The organism is Nocardioides sp. Iso805N, assembly GCF_000364605.1.
Classification (GTDB): domain Bacteria; phylum Actinomycetota; class Actinomycetes; order Propionibacteriales; family Nocardioidaceae; genus Nocardioides.
On record NZ_KB822576.1, the window covers coordinates 552,755 to 568,505 of the forward strand.

Genomic DNA, 15,751 nt, shown 5'->3' on the forward strand with positions numbered 1-15,751 from the left:
CCTCAGAAATGCGTCCAACCGGTGGCACCCTCGTAGGTGCCACCGTCGACGGTCACCCCGGAGCCCTCGGCCACCGTGCCGATGGCGCGGAAGCCGGCTGGCAGCGCCGTACCTGCGGGGAAGGTGGCCAGCAGCGCGTGGTCGTCTCCCCCGCCCAGCACGAAGGTGATCGGGTCCGCGCCGGTGGCGGCGGCCACCGCGTGCAGCGGCTCGGGCACCTCGAGATCGGCGGTGCGGACGTCGATCGCCACTCCGGAGGCCACCGCCAGGTGGCCGGCCTCGGCCAGCAGCCCGTCGGAGACGTCGATCATCGCGGTCGCGCCGGCGGCGGCGCCCAGGGCGCCGGCCTCGTACGGCGGCTCCGGGCGGCGATAGGCCTCGACGAGCACCCGCGGTGAGCGGAACCCGCGGCCCAGCACCGCCAGTCCACCGGCCGCCCAGCCCTGGCGGCCGGCGAGGGCGAGCACGTCCCCTGGGTGCGCGCCGCTGCGCAACACCGGCGCCTGGGCGACCGCACCCAGGACTGTCACCGCGACCATGACCTGATCGGCCCGGGTCAGGTCGCCGCCGATCACCGAGGCGCCGACCAGCGCGCACTCCTCGGCGAAGCCGGCGGCCAGGTCCAGCGCCCACGCGACCGGCAGATCGGCCGGTGCCGCCAGGCCGATCGTGAGCGAATGCGCTCGGCCACCCATCGCATTGATGTCGGAGAGGTTCTGGGCGGCGGCGCGACGGCCGACGTCGTACCCGCTGGCCCAGTCGCGTCGGAAGTGCCGTCCCTCGACCATGAGGTCGCTGGAGACAACCACGTGGCCCTGCTTGATCCGCAGCAGCGCGGCATCATCGCCGGGCCCGACCAGGACGTGCTCGCCCTGGGGGAAGCGCTCCACCAACTGCGCGATCAGGCCGAACTCACCGACGTCCGCGAGAGTCTGCTCCGAGGTCATGGCCCCATCCAACCGCGTGCCTCGAACGGGTCGGCCATCGCCGTCCGCCTACCGGCTCCCTCAGCAGGCGGTATAGGTTGATCGACGGACCGGCGACGAGGCCGGAACGACGTGAGGAGAGCGTGATGGTCGTCCAGGCCTACATCCTGATCCAGACCGATGTCGGCAAGGCCGCCGACGTGGCCGCGCAGATCGCCCAGGTCAAGGGCGTGACCCAGGCCGAGGACGTCACCGGTCCCTACGACGTGATCGTCCGCGCGGAGGCCAAGAACGTCGACGAGCTCGGCAAGCTGGTCGTCGCCAAGATCCAGACGCTCGAGGGCATCACGCGCACGCTGACCTGCCCCGTCGTGCACATCTGATCCCTGATCCACCTCAACCCTGATCTGGAGTCTTTCCATGAGCGGTCTGGTCGCCGTCATCGCCGGTGGTCTCTCCCACGAGCGCGACGTCTCCCTGGCGTCGGGTCGCAACCTGGTGCGTGAGCTGCGCGCCGAGGGCGTGGACGTGACCGCCTACGACTTCGATCGCAATCTGCTGCACAACCTCGAGCGCGACAAGGCCACCGTCGCGCTGTCCGCGCTGCACGGCCAGTTCGGCGAGGACGGCGAGATCCAGACCCTGCTCGAGCTGATCGACCTGCCCTACGTCGGCAGCACCTCGCGGGCCTGCCGGGTCGCGTTCGACAAGGGCACGGCACGGGAGTTGCTGCGTCGCGCCGACATCCCGGTCCCCGACAGCGTCGGCCTCTCGGCACAGACCTTCCGCGACATCGGTCCGACCGCGCTGATGGAGCACGTGCTGGACCGGCTCGGCGAGCGGGTCGTGGTCAAGCCGACGCGGGGCGGCTCCGCCCTCGGTGTCAGCGGCGTGGACGGCCTCATCGAGCTGCCGTCCGCCCTGGTCGGCACCTACGCCTACCACGACGACGCGCTGATCGAGCGGTTCTACCAGGGGATCGACGTCTCGGTCGTGGTGCTCGAGACAGGCGAGAGCCTGACCTCGCTGGACCCGATCGCGATCGACTTCACCAAGGGCCACGAGTTCGACTTCGCCGCGCGTTACACGGCCGAGTTCGTCGGCCTCGCCGTACCGGACCTGCCGGCGGACCTGCTCGACCAGCTCGGCGAGACAGCCCGCACGGCTCACCGGGTGCTGGGCCTGCGTGACGTCTCCCGCTCGGACTTCATCGTGTCCAAGGACGGCTCGTTCGTGCTGCTGGAGACCGCCATCACCCCGGGCACCACCGAGACCTCGGTCTTCCCCTTCGCCTGTACGGCCGCCGGCACCTCGCTCGGCAAGGTGGCACACGGCTTGGTCATGCAGGCCGCCGATCGTTGAGTCGGGCCTCCGTCCGGGTTGAGTCGGGTCTCCGTCCGGGTTGAGTCGGGTCTGCGTCTCAGGTGGGTGACGTCCCGACTGTCACGGACCGACGTCTCGACCCTCGTCGAAGGCCATCTCGATCTCGATGCCAGCCTCGAGCGGGACGGTGGCTCCGGTAGGCGTGAACCCCAGCTTCCGGTACGCCGCCCGCGCGCGAGCGTTGTCCTCGTGCACCAGCAGCCGCACTCGGTGCACGCCGTGCTCCGACCCCCAGTCGCGCACCGCATCCACGAGGCGCCCCAGCAGGCCCACTCCGCGATGGTCCGGGTGCACCCACACCCCGACGACATGCACCTGGAGGTGCTCGATCGGGTGGCCGGCCCAGTCATCGGTGCCAGGCTCCTCGCGCAGCCCGCTGGCGCTGCCGACCCACGCGACGGCGTCGGAGATGGCGACGAACTGAGCGACCCCGGCACCTGACGACGCCCCGGCCGCACGGTCACGCCAGAACGCGTCCGGCCGCGCCGCCGCCTGCTCATGGGTCTCCAGGAACGCGATGCTGGCCGCCTCGTCGCGCAGCGCCTCCAGGCGCATGCCGCGAAGCGCGGCCCAGTCATCGGGGACGACCCGACGTACAAGAGGAACGGAGTGCTCATTCAACACGGACGGATCCATCATTCAACCTCAGCGCAGGCCGGTGGGGCGCTCGAGGGCGAGCTGGATGAGCTCGTCGATCAGCTCGGGGTAGGTCAGGCCGCTGGCCTCCCACATCTTGGGATACATCGAGATGGGGGTGAAGCCGGGCATGGTGTTGATCTCGTTGATCACCACCTCGCCCTCGGCGCTGACGAAGACGTCGACGCGGGAGATGCCCTCGCCGCCGATCGCCTCGAACGCCCGAACCGCGATGTCGCGCACCTTGGCGGCGACCTCGGCCGGAAGGTCGGCAGGGGCCTGGGTGCGAGCGTGCGACGCGGAGGAGTACTTCTCCTCGAAGTCGTAGAAGTCGGCTGTCCCGTGGTCGACGACGATCTCGCCTGGCACGGACGCGCGCGGCCTGGAGCCGCCTCGGCCGCCGAGCACGGCGCACTCGATCTCGCGGCCCTCGAGGCCCTGCTCGATCAGCACCTTGGGATCGTGGAAGCGGGCCACCTCGACCGCCTCCGCGAGTCGCGAGATGTCGTCCACCCGCGTCACGCCGAGCGAGGACCCGGCGCGGGCCGGCTTGACGAAGACCGGGAACTTCAGCTCCTCGCTGACCCGCGCGACCACCTCGGACTGACGCTGCTCCCAGTCGCGCGGCTGCACCACGACGTAGGGGCCGACCGGCAGTCCGTGTCCGGCGAAGACCAGCTTCATGTAGTGCTTGTCCATGCCGACCGCCGAGGCGAGCACGCCGCAGCCGACGTAGCGGACGTCGGCCAGCTCGAGCAGGCCCTGGATGGTGCCGTCCTCGCCGAAGGGCCCGTGCAGGACCGGAAAGACCACGTCGACCTCGCCGACGTCACTGAGTCCCACGACCTGCCGACCCGAGTCCGTGGTCACCTCCGGCAGGTTGCCGGCGGTCAGCTCGAAGCGCGCCGGGTCCCCGGCCGTGAGCACCCACTGGCCGGCACGGGTGATCCCGACGGGCAGTACGTCGTACTTCTCCCGGTCGATGGCCTTCATCACGCCGGCCGCGGTGGCTGCCGAGATGGCGTGCTCACCGGAGCGGCCGCCGAAGAGCAGGGCGACCCGGACCTTGCGGCTCGCACCCGGCTCGGAGGTGCCGGCGGGGCTGGACTGGGGAGCGTCGACCATGGTGGAAGAGCCTATAGAAGAGCGTCTGCGACCTCGTACAGGCGCGCCCCGTTGGAGGCCTTGAAGAGAACCGCGTCACGTGCCCCGAGGTGCTCGCGCACCCACGCAGTCGCCGCGGCGTTGTCCGCCAGCACGACGCTCGCCGTGCCGCCCTCCCGAGCACCCAGGTCGATCCCCCGCGCTGCCTCGCCGACGACCACGACCTGGTCGATGCCGCGCTCGGCTGCATAGCGACCCACCGCGACGTGCTCCTGCTCGGCGTCGGGACCGAGCTCCTTCATCTCGCCCAGGACGGCGACGGTGCGCTGGACCGCGGTGTCGGCACCGATCACCGCGAGCGCGTCGATGCCCGCGCGCATCGAGTCGGGGTTGGCGTTGTAGGCGTCGTTGAGCACGATCGCACCACCGGGCAGCTCGTGCAGCTCCATCCGCCACTTCGAGAGCGTGGCGACGCCCGCGAGCGCCTGGCCGATCTGCTCGATGGTGAGCCCGGCCGCCATCGCGGCGGTGGCGGCGGCCGCCGCGTTGAGGGCTTGATGGGCACCGACCAGCTGCAGCGTGACTGGGACGGCCGTGTCAGCGGTGGCGAGCGTGAACGACGGTCGCCCGAGCCGGTCCAGCCGTAGGTCGCGCACCCGGACGTCGGCCTCGCGCTCCTGCCCGAAGGTGATCACCCGCGCATGGGTCCGAGCCGCCATCGCGGCGACCCGATCGTCGTCGGCGTTGAGCACCGCGGCCCCGCTGCTCGCCTCGATCAGCTCGCCCTTCGCCTCGGCGATGGCCTCCCGCGACCCGAACTCGCCGATGTGGGCGTGCCCCACGTTGAGCACCACGCCGATGTCGGGCGCGACCAGCTCGGCGAGCTCGGCGATGTGGCCCTTACCGCGAGCACCCATCTCCAGCACGAGGTAGCGGGTGCCGGTGTCGACCCGCAGCGCTGTCAGCGGCATGCCGATCTCGTTGTTGTAGGAGCCGCGGGTGGCCACCGTCGGCGCGGCCTGCCCGAGGACGGCGCTGAGCAGGTCCTTGGCCGACGTCTTGCCCTGCGAGCCGGTGATCCCCAGCACCGTCAGCCCGCCCGCTGCGCGGACCCGTGCGACGACCGCCTTGGCGAGCCGCTGCAGCGCCTGCTGCACGTCCTCGACGATGACCGTCGGCAGCTCGGTCGGGCGCTTGCCGAGGACCGCCACGGCACCGACGGCAGCGGCCTGCGGGACGTGGAGATGACCGTCGGTGTGCTCGCCGACGAATGCCACGAAGAGGCTGCCGGCCTCGGCCTCGCGGCCATCGATCACGACCGGTCCGTCCACCACGACCGGATGCTCGGCGCCGGTCACCGAGCCGCCGGTCAGAGCAGCGATCTCGGCGAGGGTGAGCGCGATCATGAGGCGGTCCAGGGAACGACGATCATGATCCCCGAGCCTAGTGGGCCAGGCCCTAGTCTGTGGACATGGCCGACCAGACCAAGCCCGCGACCCGCGCCGTACATGCCGGACGGCCGGCGCACGAGCCCGACCAGCCGCTCAACGTCCCGATCACGATGGCCTCTACCTACGTGGGCGGCGGCGAGAAGGAGTACGGCCGCTACACCAACGACGCGTGGGTGGCGTTCGAGACCGCCCTGGGCGAGCTCGAGGGCGGCAAGGCGCTCACCTTCAGCAGCGGCCTGGCCGCGATCGCGACCATGCTCGACCTGGTCAACGACTCGGTCGTGGTGGCCGGGCAGTCCTACCTCGGCACCGTCGGGCAGCTCGCCGACCTTGAGGCCCGCGGCCGGCTGACCACCCGCCTGGTCGACATCACCGACACCGCCGCCGTGGTCGCGGCGCTGGACGAGGACGTCGCGCTGCTGTGGATCGAGTCGCCGACCAACCCGGGCATGGCGGTGGCCGACCTGCCCGCCCTGATCACGGCTGCGCACGCCGTCGGCGCTCGCGTCGTGGTCGACAACACCTTCGCCACTCCCCTGCTGCAGCAGCCGTTGGCGCTGGGAGCGGACGTGGTGGTGCACTCCGCGACGAAATACCTCGCCGGTCACTCGGACGCCGTGATGGGTGCCATCGTCGTACGCGACGACGAGGGCGGCCAGGCGCTCTGGGACGTGCTCAAGGGCCGCCGCGACCTGATCGGCGCCATCCCGGGGACGCTGGAGGCCTGGCTCGCCCTGCGTGGCCTACGCACGCTGGCGTTGCGGGTCGAGCGCGCCTCGGCCAACGCCGTCACGCTGGTGCAGCGACTCGAGGACCACCCGGCGGTCGAGAAGGTGCTCTATCCCGGCTTCGGCGGCATGCTCGCGATCGTGCTCGGCTCGGCCGAAGCAGCCGATGCGGTGACGCACGCGACGTCGCTGTGGGTGCACTGCACCTCGCTCGGCGGTGTCGAGTCGACCTTCGAACGACGCCGACGCTGGAAGGGCGAGGACAAGGACGTTCCCGACGGCCTGATCCGGCTCAGCGTCGGCATCGAGGACGTCGACGACCTGTGGGCCGACCTCGCGGGCGCCCTCAACGGGCTCTGAGCCTGCCGATGGATGACGTGGAGGTCCGCCGCGCCACGCCTGCCCACCTGGCATCGCTGCTGGGCATGCTCGGCGAGTTCTACGCCGAGGACGGACACGAGTACGACGAAGGCCGCATCCGGGCTGCCCTCGACCCGCTGCTGACCGACGACGCCCTTGGCCAGGTGTGGGTCCTGCAGCGGCGCGTCGACGACCTCGACAGCGGCCTGCTCGGCTACGCCGTGCTGACCTGGGGCTGGAGCCTGGAGTCCGGCGGCCGCGAGGGTCTGCTCGACGAGTTCTTCGTGGTCACTGGCCGGCGCCGAGGTGGGCTCGGCGGCCTGCTGATCGAACGCGTCATCGCCGAGGCTCGCACGGCGGGCTGCCGGGCACTGTTCCTGGAGACCGAACGCCCCAACCACAAGGCACGGGCGTTCTACGACCGGCACGGTCTGGAAGAGCAGGAATCGATCTGGATGAGTGCGCAGCTCGACTAACGCCCGACGTGGGCGGTTCCTCGCTCGATGCCGTCGCCACGTCGCTCCCGGTCGTGCGTACCGACCCGACGCAGCAGGGCGGCCGCGGCAGCCAGCACCAGTTCGCGGTCGTAGGTGACGACGTAGTCGAAGCGGCGGTCCGTGTCCGGTCCCGAGTCGCCGAGATCTCGGGCCAGGACCGCACCGGCGAAGTGCGGACCCACGACCACCAGACTCCACTCCTCGACCAGCGGATCGGCCCGGTCGAGGGCTGCCCCGCTCACGCCGGGTGCCGGCTCGGCCGGCATCTCCTCCCCGAGCGCCACGACCAGCTCCGCCGACGTCGCGAGCTCACCGTAACGGCGCGCCGTGTCCGCGGTGAACTGGCGAGCGTGTTGGAACGTCGCTGCCAGCACCGCCGGTCCGCCCAGGATCCGCGCCTGCTGCTCCAGGTGCTTGCTCATCGCGATCAACAACGGCTTCGTCGCCCGTTGCACGGCGCGTGAGCGCGCGACTAGCTGGTACGGCGTGTCGGTCCGCTGCCACGTCGCGCTCGGGATCAGTGTGGCCAGCTGTCCGCTGTCGAAGGCCGCGCCGGGACGCGGCGGCGCCGTCAGCGGGCCGGGCCGACCGTAGAGCCAACCCTGGCCGAGGCGCGCGCCCATCTCCCGGGCGAGGGTGGCGTGCTCGATGGTCTCGATGCCTTCGGCGAGAACGGCTGCGCCGGTGCGCTCGGCCTGCGCGTTGACGGCGCTGATGACCTCGGCGATCTCGAGGGTGGTGCGCTGCTGCACCAGGCTGAGGTCCAGCTTCAGCACGTCGGGGGCTAGGAAGGGCATCAGGGCGAGCGAGGCGCGCTCCGCACCGATGTCGTCGACGGCGATGAGCCACCCGAGCGCGCGAGCGGACTCGGCCGCCGCGAGCAGTCTGGCCGGGTCGACGGCGAGCGCCCGCTCGGTGAACTCCACGACCACGGGCAGGCGCCCGGCGAGCTCGTCCGCGAGTGCCCGGAAGCCGTCCGGCGGCGTGGTGCCGAGGGCTGCGGGCTCGACGTTGACGAACAGCGCCTGAGGACCCGTCAGGCCGGCGGCCTTCGCACCGGCCAGGGCCGCCGTGCGGCACGCCCAGTCCAGGTCGGCGAGCCGGCCTGCGGCTCGGCCGGCGGCGAACAGCCGGTCAGGTCGCTCGAGGGCACTGCCCACCGGTCCGCGCGCGAGCGCCTCGTAGCCGACGACTTCTCCGCTGGCGAGCTCGACGATCGGCTGGTAGACCGTACGGATCCCACTGCCGGCGAGCACTCCACCGAGCTCCTCGATCTCGGCGTCGAGGGCGACACTGTCCTGCATCATGGCGATCCTCGGCTTCAGTCGGTCTCGGCCTTGGTGGGACGCCCCAGCATCGCGTCCATCGTGGCGGTGGCCGTCATCCGACCGGCCACGACCTCGTCGACGTACTGCGCCAACGGGGCGTCGACGCCGTGCCGCGCGGCGAGCTCGCGCAGCGAATGGCACGACTTGACGCCCTCGGCGACCTGGTGGGTGCCGCCGGTGATCTCCTCGACCGAGAGCCCCCGACCCAACTTCTCGCCGAAGGTGCGGTTGCGCGAGAGCGGCGAGGAGCAGGTCGCGACCAGGTCGCCGAGGCCGGCCAGGCCCATCAACGTCATCGGGTCGGCGCCCATCTTGATCGCCAGTCGGACGGTCTCGGCCAACCCACGGGTGATCACCGAGGCGGTGGAGTTGTCGCCGAAGCCGAGCCCGACCGCCATCCCGACGGCGAGACCCACGACGTTCTTGTAGGCGCCGCCGAGCTCGCAGCCCAGCACGTCGGTCGAGGTGTAGGGCCGGAACGCGGGCGTGTGGATGATCGACTGCAGCTGCTTGGCGACGTCCTCGTCGGCGCAGGCGACCACGGCAGCCGCCGGCTCACGCCGCGCGATCTCGGGCGAGAGATTGGGCCCGCTGATCACCGCGATCCGGTCCTGGCTCGCGCCGGTCTCCTGGGCGATGACCTCGCTCATCCGGTTGAGCGTGCCGAGCTCGACGCCCTTCATCAGCGAGACCAGCGGGGCGGTGGTGGGCAGGTGCGGAGCCCAGGAGGTCAGGTTCGCGCGCAGCGTCTGCGAGGGCGTGGCGAGCACGACCACGTCGGCGCCGCTCGCTGCCTCCTCGACGTCGTGGGTGGCCCGAATGCGCGGCGCGAGCTCGACCTCGGGGTGGTACTCCGCGTTGCGGCGGGTCTGGTTGATCCCCGCCGCGATCTCCTCACGGCGCGCCCAGATGGTCACGTCGTTGCCGGCATCGGCCAGCACGATCGAGAACGCCGTACCCCAGGATCCGGCCCCGAAGACCGCTACCTTCGTCATTCCGCCGCCTTCTTGTGGGGGTGGGGATTGCCCGTCGCGTTGAGGCCGTGCTTCCGCGGGTCGAACCGCTCGTCGGGAGCCTCCTCGCCGCGGATCTCCTCGACCAGGTCGACGATCGCGGCCATGATCCGGTCGGTGGCCTCCTTGACCACGGCAAGGGTGGGTTCGTGCTCGCGCAGGTCGTCGAGCGGCACCGGGTCGCCGACGTGCATCGTGATCGTCTTGCGTCCGAACAGGTCGGGCCGCTTGGAGTACGCCGGAAGCAGCGCCTGGGCGCCCCACTGTCCCACCGGGATCACCGGCGCGCCGGTCTCCAGCGCGATCCGCGCGGCCCCCGACTTCGGCACCATCGGCCAGCCGGCGGGGTCCTTGGTGATCGAGCCCTCGATGTAGACGACCACGATCTCGCCGGCGTTGACGGCCGCGACGGCCTCCTTGAACGCGTCGGCACCCGCAGCCCTGTCGACCGGGATCTGGCCGGCGGCACGCAGGAACCTGCCCAGCTGGGCGTTCTTGAACAGGGTCGACTTGGCCAGGTAGCGCGACTCACGGCCGTAGTCCCACACCAGGTGGGCGGCGGTCAGCGGGTCGACGTGGGAGACGTGGTTGAGCGCGATGATGGCGCCGCCGCTGGTCGGGATCTTCTGTCCGCCGGTCCAGTCCTGCTTCGTCGTCGCGAGCAGGACCGGCTTGAGGATCCCCACGGCGACAGTCCACGCCCAGCCCCGTTCGCCCTGCAGCTTCCTGTACTTGCCCACGAACGAGGAGGCTACCGGTCGTGGGTCTCACGAGGGCGGGGTGAGGCGCGGCCACGGTCGGCGTGTTGGGAAGATGGTCGCGATGTCCTTCGCCGTACTCCTTCCGGTCAAGCCGCCCGCCCGCGGCAAGTCGCGTCTTGTCGGCCTGCCCGGCGGCGCTGCGCTCTCCGACGCCGGCAGGGTCGCGCTGGCAACGGCGTTCGCCCTCGACACCGCCACCGCGTGCCTCGGTGCCTCGTCGGTGGGCGCCGTGCTGGCCGTCACCGACGACGCCCTCTTCGCCAGCTCCTTGGTGGCGCTGGGATGCGCCGCGATCCCCGACGGGGTGACCGACGACCTCAACGGTTCGCTGCGGCTGGCGGCGGCGGAGGCCGTACGCCGCTGGCCACGCCTGCGGCCGGTCGCTCTGTGTGGAGACCTGCCCGCGCTGCGGTCGGCCGATCTGGACGCCGCCCTGACGGACGCCCTCGCGACCGCTCCCGAGGGTCCGTGCTACGTCGCCGACGCGGCCGGGACCGGCACCACGCTCTATTCCGCCCCGTTGCCGACGTTCGCCCCGTCGTACGGCGTCGACTCGGCGCGGCTGCATGCCGCCTCCGGAGCCGTTCCGCTCGCTGGCGAGCTGGTCTCGCTGCGGCACGACGTCGACACGCTCGAGGACCTGCGCGCCGTCGTACCGCTCGGGCTGGGTCCGCGCACGACGCTCGCCGCCGCCCAGCTGGGGCTGCTGGTCTGAGGGTCATTCCTGTCTCGTCGAGGCCGTCCGCGTACGACGAGGCGGGCCGCCCCGGTGTGGGACGGCCCGCTGCTGTGATCGCGAGCGATCAGGACTGTCCCGGCGGCGCAACCGGAGGGGTCTGCGTCGGGGCCGCGGGCGGCGTCTGCGTCGGCGCGGCCGGAAGGGTCTGCGTCGGAGCCGCGGGCGGCGCCTGGGTCGGCGCTGGCGCAGGCGTCTGGGTCGGCGCCGGGCTGGTGGCGGCACCCGTCGCCGGCGATGGCGTGGTGCGGTCGGCGACGGATGTCGTCCGCTTGGCCGTCGGTCGCTTGACCGGGGTCTTCTTGGCCGGTGCCTTCTTGGCGGGAGACTTCTTGGCCGGCGTTGCCTTGGTTGCGGCGGTCCTGGTCGCGTCAGTCTGGGTCGCGGCGGTCTTGGTGGCCGGTGCCTTCTTGGCTGTCGTCGCCTTGGTCGCCGGCACTGACGCGGTCGAGCTCGCGGCGGCCTTGGCGGTGGTCTTGGTCGGTGCCTTCTTGGCCGTCGCGGCCTTCGTCGGCGCGGCCTTCTTGGCCGAGGGAGCCTTGGTGGCGGTCGCCTTCCGCACCGGAGTCGCCTTGGTGGCCGTCGCCTTCTGGACGGGTGTCACCTTGGTGGCGGTCGCCTTGGTGACAGCTGCCGTCGTGGCGGCCTTCTTCACCGGCGACTTCTTCGCTGCAGCCTTGCGCGCTGCTCCTGAGGCACCGCCGACCCGGTTCTCGACCGCGTCCTGAACCTGGTCGACGACCTTCTTGACGCTGGTGGAGGAGGGCAGCTTCGGCAGCTTGATCGCACCGGAGACGACCCCGCTGAGCTCCTTGGCGGCCTTGAACTGCGGGACGAACGACCGCTTCTCCGCCTTCTTGGACTTCTTCCCCTTGCCCGACCTCTTGGCGTCGGGCTTCTTCGGGAGCACCCTCTCGAAGGTGCCGAAGCCCTTGATCACGACCTTCTCGCCTCGAACGACCTCGCGGGTGATGGTGTCGACCACCGCGTCGAGCGCCTCGGTGGCGTGCTTCTTGTTCCCCTCGAACCGCGCAGCGAGCGCGTCGATGAGCTGAGACCTCTTCACGATCAACCTTTCGCGTGCCACAGGCCGAGCCGGTCGCTCGACGCACTTCCAGCACCCTAGAGATACCTGGGGTACGTACACCATGCCGCGTACCCGAAATCACGCTGCAGAAGCAGAACGCGGGGAGCCCCGCCGTACTGGCGTTGCTCCCCGCGTCCGCGAAGGCCGGATGTCCGCTCAGGCGTGCTGCGTGACCGGCTTCCAGGTCGGCCGAGTGCCCTCGAAGGCCGCGATGTCGGCCTCGTTGCCGAGGGTGAGGCTGATGTCGTCGAGACCGTTGAGCAGACGCCACTTGGTGTAGGGATCGACGTCGAAGGAGTCGGTCACCGAGCCGTCGGCGGTCGAGACGGTCTGCGACTCGAGGTCGACGGTGATCTCGCCGCCCGGGTTGTCGTCGAGGTAGTCCCAGAGCCGCTGGACGACCTTCTCGTCGACCTGGCCGGTGAGCAGGCCGGCCTTGCCCGAGTTGCCGCGGAAGATGTCGGCGAAGCGAGCGGAGAGCACCACCTTGAAGCCGTAGTTCTGCAGCGCCCAGACCGCGTGCTCGCGCGAGGAGCCGGTGCCGAAGTCCGGTCCGGCGACCAGCACAGTGCCGGCCTTGTAGACGTCCTGGTTGAGGATGAACTCCGGGTCGTTGCGCCACGCGGCGAACAGGCCGTCCTCGAAACCGGAGCGGGTGACCCGCTTGAGGTAGACCGCCGGGATGATCTGGTCGGTGTCGACGTTGCTGCGCTTGAGCGGGACGCCGACGCCGGTGTGAGTCGTGAACTTGTCCATCAGAAGTTTTCCGTTCGTCGATCTTGTCGAGACGTCAGGCGTTGGCCGGGGCGAGGTCGGCGGGAGCCGAGAGCGTGCCGCGCACGGCCGTGGCGGCGGCGACCGGCACGGAGACCAGGTGGGTGCGACCGCCCTTGCCCTGCCGCCCCTCGAAGTTGCGGTTGGAGGTGGAGGCGGAGCGCTCGCCCGGCTCCAGGGTGTCCGGGTTCATGCCCAGGCACATCGAACAGCCTGCGCCGCGCCACTCCGCGCCGGCCTCGATGAAGACCTTGTCCAGGCCCTCCTCCTGCGCCTGCAGACGGACCTTGACCGACCCCGGTACGACGAGCAGGCGGGTGCCGTCGGCGACCTTGTGACCCTTGATCGTCTCGGCCGCGAGGCGCAGGTCCTCGATCCGGCCGTTGGTGCACGAGCCGATGAAGACGGTGTCGACCTTGACCTCACGCAGCGGCGTACCGGCCTCGAGGCCCATGTAGGCGAGCGCCTTCTCGGCGGCGACGCGGTCCTGCTCCTCGGCGAAGTCAGCCGGGTTCGGGACGTTGGCGCCCAGCGGTGCACCCTGGCCCGGGTTGGTCCCCCAGGTCACGAACGGGGTGATCTCGGCGGCGTCGAGGACGATCTCCTCGTCGAAGACGGCGTCCTCGTCGGTGACGAGCGTCTTCCAGTGCTCGACGGCGGCATCCCAGTCGGCGCCCTTGGGCGCCTCCGGCTTGCCCTCGATGTAGGCGAAGGTGGTCTCGTCGGGTGCGATCAGACCCGCCTTGGCGCCCCACTCGATCGACATGTTGCAGATCGTCATGCGGCCCTCCATGGAGAGCGCCCGGATCGCCTCGCCGCGGTACTCGACGATGTAGCCCTGGCCGCCGCCCGTGCCGGTCTTGGAGATCAGCGTCAGGATGAGGTCCTTGGCGGTCACGCCGGCCGGCAGGGAGCCGTTCACGGTCACGGCCATGGTCTTCGGCTTGGCCTGCGGCAGCGTCTGGGTGGCGAGCACGTGCTCGACCTCGGAGGTGCCGATGCCGAACGCGATCGCGCCGAACGCGCCGTGGGTCGAGGTGTGCGAGTCACCGCAGACGATCGTCATGCCCGGCTGGGTCAGGCCCAGCTGCGGGCCGACGACGTGCACGATGCCCTGATTGACGTCGCCGAGCGGATGCAGACGTACGCCGAACTCCTCGGCGTTCTTGCGCAGCGTCTCGACCTGGGTGCGGGACACCGGGTCGGCGATCGGCTTGTCCCAGTCGAGGGTCGGGACGTTGTGGTCCTCGGTGGCCAGGGTCAGGTCGGGACGACGTACCTTGCGACCGGTCAGACGAAGGCCGTCGAACGCCTGGGGGCTGGTCACCTCGTGAATGAGGTGGAGGTCGATGTAGAGGAGGTCAGGCTCCCCAGCGGTCGACCGGACGACGTGCTCGTCCCACACCTTCTCCGACAGGGTCTTACCCATGGTTCATCGCTCCTTGATCAGAACCGGCCGCTGTCCGCCTTGACAGCGCCCGTGCTCACCACGGTAGGACGATCACCGCTTGCGATTCCACTCCGTGAGACCTTAGTCTTGCCATATGGACACATCGAGTGGAGTGGGCGTCCTCGACAAGGCCGCCCTCGTGCTGACCGCGCTGGAGTCCGGTCCGGCCACCTTGGCCGGGCTGGTGACGGCGACCGGGCTGGCACGCCCCACGGCCCATCGTCTCGCAGTCGCGCTGGAGCACCATCGCCTCGTCGCCCGCGACATGCAGGGGCGCTTCGTGCTCGGCCCGCGGCTGGCGGAGCTCTCCGCGGCGGCCGGCGAGGACCGGCTGCTGGCGACCGCCGGCCCGGTGCTCGCGCGACTGCGCGACATCACCGGCGAGTCGGCGCAGCTGTGGCGGCGCCAGGGCGAGTTCCGCGTCTGCGTGGCCGCTGCCGAGCGCCCGTCGGGCCTGCGCGACACCATCCCGGTCGGCTCGCAGCTGACCATGCGCGCTGGTTCGGCTGCCCAGGTGCTGCTTGCCTGGGAGGACCCGGACCGCCTGCACCGCGGCCTGCAGAACGCAGCGTTCTCTGCGGCGGCGCTCTCGGGCATCCGCCGCCGCGGCTGGGCGCAGTCGATCGGCGAGCGCGAGGCCGGCGTCGCCTCGGTCTCGGCACCGGTCCGCTCCCCCGGCGGCAAGATCATCGCCGCGGTCTCCGTCTCCGGTCCGTTGGAGCGCCTCACCCGGCAGCCGGGCAAGATGCACGCCCCCGCCGTACTGGCCGCCGCCGAGCGGCTCTCCGAGTCGCTGCGTCGCGCCGCCGAATAACCCCGAATCTGTAGAAATGGCCCGCGAGTCTGCACTTAGGCGCAGACTCGCGGGCCATTTCTCACTACTCGCGGGCCATTTCTCACTACTCGCGGGCCATTTCTCACTACTCGAGGTCCGTAGGCTGTGCCGGTGAGCTGGGAGACACTGAGCAGTCGCCGCGTCTACACGAACCCGTGGATCAGCGTCCGCGAGGACCAGGTACTGCGTCCCGACGGCTCACCCGGCATCTACGGCGTCGTCGATCTTCAACATCCGGCGGTGTTCATCGTCCCGGTGACCGATGAGGGCGAGGTTCTGCTCGTACGGCAGCGCCGCTACGCGATCGGTCGAGACTCCCTCGAGATCCCGGCCGGCGGGACGGACGGCGAGGCGGTCCTGGTCGCCGCTCGTCGGGAGCTGCTGGAGGAGACCGGGTACGACGCCGCCGAGCTGCGCATCCTCAGCGAGGTCTACTCGCTCAACGGCGTGTCCAACGCTCCGGGTCACATCGTCCTCGCCACCGGGCTGACCCGGGTCGCCGATGGCGGTGGCCTCGACGAGGAGGGCATCACCGGCGTCGAGAGCGTCGCCTGGGCCGACCTGTTCGAGCTGTTGCGCACCGGCGAGATCCACGACGGCGAGACGGCCGCGGCACTGATGTACGCCGCCGTCGCGCTCGGCCGGGTGCAGTGACCACCCAACGCGCGAGAGCTGACCCCTC

17 protein-coding genes are annotated in these 15,751 nt (G+C 70.9%); 7 read left to right on the forward strand and 10 right to left on the reverse strand.

Annotation, left to right across the window (positions count from 1 at the left end; all coding sequences use genetic code 11):
• Nucleotides 1-2: 2 nt before the first annotated feature.
• A complete protein-coding gene (locus H036_RS0106920; RefSeq protein WP_017934059.1) occupies nucleotides 3-947 on the reverse strand; it encodes a thiamine-phosphate kinase in 945 nt (314 codons plus the stop codon).
• A 125-nt stretch (nucleotides 948-1,072) separates the two neighbouring features.
• On the opposite strand from H036_RS0106920, the gene H036_RS0106925 reads away from it, so the two are divergent.
• Both H036_RS0106925 and H036_RS0106930 read left to right on the forward strand, forming a co-directional pair.
• Nucleotides 1,073-1,309, forward strand: coding sequence for an Lrp/AsnC family transcriptional regulator (locus H036_RS0106925; RefSeq protein ID WP_017934060.1), 237 nt, complete (start codon nucleotides 1,073-1,075; stop codon nucleotides 1,307-1,309).
• A 37-nt stretch (nucleotides 1,310-1,346) separates the two neighbouring features.
• Nucleotides 1,347-2,288 (forward strand): D-alanine--D-alanine ligase family protein, encoded by a 942-nt coding sequence (locus H036_RS0106930; RefSeq protein WP_017934061.1) that lies wholly within the window; start codon nucleotides 1,347-1,349, stop codon nucleotides 2,286-2,288.
• An 81-nt stretch (nucleotides 2,289-2,369) separates the two neighbouring features.
• Here the strand turns inward: H036_RS0106930 and H036_RS0106935 are convergent, their stop codons facing one another.
• The 3 genes from H036_RS0106935 to H036_RS0106945 are packed head-to-tail and all read right to left on the reverse strand — an operon-like array spanning nucleotide 2,370 to nucleotide 5,455.
• Nucleotides 2,370-2,933, reverse strand: coding sequence for a GNAT family N-acetyltransferase (locus H036_RS0106935; RefSeq protein WP_026145854.1), 564 nt, complete (start codon nucleotides 2,931-2,933; stop codon nucleotides 2,370-2,372).
• A gap of 21 nt (nucleotides 2,934-2,954) precedes the next feature.
• On the reverse strand, nucleotides 2,955-4,070 hold the full coding sequence (locus tag H036_RS0106940) for a D-alanine--D-alanine ligase family protein (protein ID WP_017934063.1): 1,116 nt from the start codon (nucleotides 4,068-4,070) through the stop codon (nucleotides 2,955-2,957).
• 11 nt (nucleotides 4,071-4,081) lie between these two features.
• A complete protein-coding gene (locus H036_RS0106945; RefSeq protein WP_017934064.1) occupies nucleotides 4,082-5,455 on the reverse strand; it encodes a UDP-N-acetylmuramoyl-tripeptide--D-alanyl-D-alanine ligase in 1,374 nt (457 codons plus the stop codon).
• A gap of 65 nt (nucleotides 5,456-5,520) precedes the next feature.
• Here H036_RS0106945 and H036_RS0106950 point away from each other — a divergent pair, with 65 nt between their 5' ends.
• Both H036_RS0106950 and H036_RS0106955 read left to right on the forward strand, forming a co-directional pair.
• Nucleotides 5,521-6,588, forward strand: a complete 1,068-nt coding sequence (locus H036_RS0106950) for a trans-sulfuration enzyme family protein (protein WP_036487723.1) — start codon at nucleotides 5,521-5,523, stop codon at nucleotides 6,586-6,588.
• Between the two features lie 8 nt (nucleotides 6,589-6,596).
• Nucleotides 6,597-7,064 (forward strand): GNAT family N-acetyltransferase, encoded by a 468-nt coding sequence (locus H036_RS0106955; protein ID WP_086003704.1) that lies wholly within the window; start codon nucleotides 6,597-6,599, stop codon nucleotides 7,062-7,064.
• Here the strand turns inward: H036_RS0106955 and H036_RS22045 are convergent.
• Genes H036_RS22045 through H036_RS0106970 form a run of 3 tightly spaced genes read right to left on the reverse strand, consistent with a single transcriptional unit; the run spans nucleotide 7,061 to nucleotide 10,166 of the window.
• A complete protein-coding gene (locus tag H036_RS22045; protein ID WP_051068617.1) occupies nucleotides 7,061-8,392 on the reverse strand; it encodes a sensor domain-containing phosphodiesterase in 1,332 nt (443 codons plus the stop codon). The genes H036_RS0106955 and H036_RS22045 overlap by 4 nt on opposite strands.
• 14 nt (nucleotides 8,393-8,406) lie before the next feature.
• The gene (locus tag H036_RS0106965; RefSeq protein WP_017934068.1) at nucleotides 8,407-9,408 is read right to left on the reverse strand and encodes an NAD(P)H-dependent glycerol-3-phosphate dehydrogenase; all 1,002 of its coding nucleotides are present in this window, start codon (nucleotides 9,406-9,408) and stop codon (nucleotides 8,407-8,409) included.
• Nucleotides 9,405-10,166 (reverse strand): lysophospholipid acyltransferase family protein, encoded by a 762-nt coding sequence (locus tag H036_RS0106970; protein ID WP_017934069.1) that lies wholly within the window; start codon nucleotides 10,164-10,166, stop codon nucleotides 9,405-9,407. Before H036_RS0106970 ends, H036_RS0106965 begins: the two co-directional genes overlap by 4 nt.
• Nucleotides 10,167-10,248: 82 nt before the next feature.
• Here H036_RS0106970 and H036_RS0106975 point away from each other — a divergent pair, with 82 nt between their 5' ends.
• Entirely contained in the window at nucleotides 10,249-10,902 is a 654-nt protein-coding gene (locus H036_RS0106975; RefSeq protein WP_026145856.1) for a 2-phospho-L-lactate guanylyltransferase, read from the forward strand.
• Nucleotides 10,903-10,990: 88 nt separating this feature from the next.
• Here H036_RS0106975 and H036_RS22050 read toward each other — a convergent pair whose 3' ends face one another.
• The 3 genes from H036_RS22050 to leuC form a co-directional block, all read right to left on the reverse strand.
• Nucleotides 10,991-11,989 (reverse strand): HU family DNA-binding protein, encoded by a 999-nt coding sequence (locus H036_RS22050; protein WP_232421816.1) that lies wholly within the window; start codon nucleotides 11,987-11,989, stop codon nucleotides 10,991-10,993.
• A 177-nt stretch (nucleotides 11,990-12,166) separates the two neighbouring features.
• Nucleotides 12,167-12,766 (reverse strand): 3-isopropylmalate dehydratase small subunit, encoded by a 600-nt coding sequence (gene leuD / locus H036_RS0106985; protein ID WP_017934072.1) that lies wholly within the window; start codon nucleotides 12,764-12,766, stop codon nucleotides 12,167-12,169.
• A 34-nt stretch (nucleotides 12,767-12,800) separates the two neighbouring features.
• A complete protein-coding gene (gene leuC, locus H036_RS0106990; protein ID WP_017934073.1) occupies nucleotides 12,801-14,213 on the reverse strand; it encodes a 3-isopropylmalate dehydratase large subunit in 1,413 nt (470 codons plus the stop codon).
• A 115-nt stretch (nucleotides 14,214-14,328) separates the two neighbouring features.
• On the opposite strand from leuC, the gene H036_RS0106995 reads away from it, so the two are divergent.
• Nucleotides 14,329-15,048, forward strand: coding sequence for an IclR family transcriptional regulator (locus tag H036_RS0106995; protein WP_026145857.1), 720 nt, complete (start codon nucleotides 14,329-14,331; stop codon nucleotides 15,046-15,048).
• Between the two features lie 132 nt (nucleotides 15,049-15,180).
• Complete coding sequence (locus H036_RS0107000; RefSeq protein WP_017934075.1) at nucleotides 15,181-15,723, forward strand: NUDIX hydrolase; 543 nt, start codon at nucleotides 15,181-15,183, stop codon at nucleotides 15,721-15,723.
• Nucleotides 15,724-15,751: the final 28 nt, after the last annotated feature.

What these genes read in the sequence shown, in the direction of transcription:
- leuD (WP_017934072.1), bottom strand. Translation starts at nt 12,766, where the DNA reads ATGGACAAGTTCACGACTCACACCGGCGTCGGCGTCCCGCTCAAGCGC.
- H036_RS0106930 (WP_017934061.1), top strand. Translation starts at nt 1,347, where the DNA reads ATGAGCGGTCTGGTCGCCGTCATCGCCGGTGGTCTCTCCCACGAGCGC.
- H036_RS0106920 (WP_017934059.1), bottom strand. Translation starts at nt 947, where the DNA reads ATGACCTCGGAGCAGACTCTCGCGGACGTCGGTGAGTTCGGCCTGATC.
- H036_RS22045 (WP_051068617.1), bottom strand. Translation starts at nt 8,392, where the DNA reads ATGATGCAGGACAGTGTCGCCCTCGACGCCGAGATCGAGGAGCTCGGT.
- H036_RS0106995 (WP_026145857.1), top strand. Translation starts at nt 14,329, where the DNA reads ATGGACACATCGAGTGGAGTGGGCGTCCTCGACAAGGCCGCCCTCGTG.
- H036_RS0106945 (WP_017934064.1), bottom strand. Translation starts at nt 5,455, where the DNA reads ATGATCGCGCTCACCCTCGCCGAGATCGCTGCTCTGACCGGCGGCTCG.
- H036_RS0106965 (WP_017934068.1), bottom strand. Translation starts at nt 9,408, where the DNA reads ATGACGAAGGTAGCGGTCTTCGGGGCCGGATCCTGGGGTACGGCGTTC.
- leuC (WP_017934073.1), bottom strand. Translation starts at nt 14,213, where the DNA reads ATGGGTAAGACCCTGTCGGAGAAGGTGTGGGACGAGCACGTCGTCCGG.
- H036_RS0106955 (WP_086003704.1), top strand. Translation starts at nt 6,597, where the DNA reads ATGGATGACGTGGAGGTCCGCCGCGCCACGCCTGCCCACCTGGCATCG.
- H036_RS0106925 (WP_017934060.1), top strand. Translation starts at nt 1,073, where the DNA reads ATGGTCGTCCAGGCCTACATCCTGATCCAGACCGATGTCGGCAAGGCC.
- H036_RS0106975 (WP_026145856.1), top strand. Translation starts at nt 10,249, where the DNA reads ATGTCCTTCGCCGTACTCCTTCCGGTCAAGCCGCCCGCCCGCGGCAAG.
- H036_RS0106950 (WP_036487723.1), top strand. Translation starts at nt 5,521, where the DNA reads ATGGCCGACCAGACCAAGCCCGCGACCCGCGCCGTACATGCCGGACGG.
- H036_RS0106940 (WP_017934063.1), bottom strand. Translation starts at nt 4,070, where the DNA reads ATGGTCGACGCTCCCCAGTCCAGCCCCGCCGGCACCTCCGAGCCGGGT.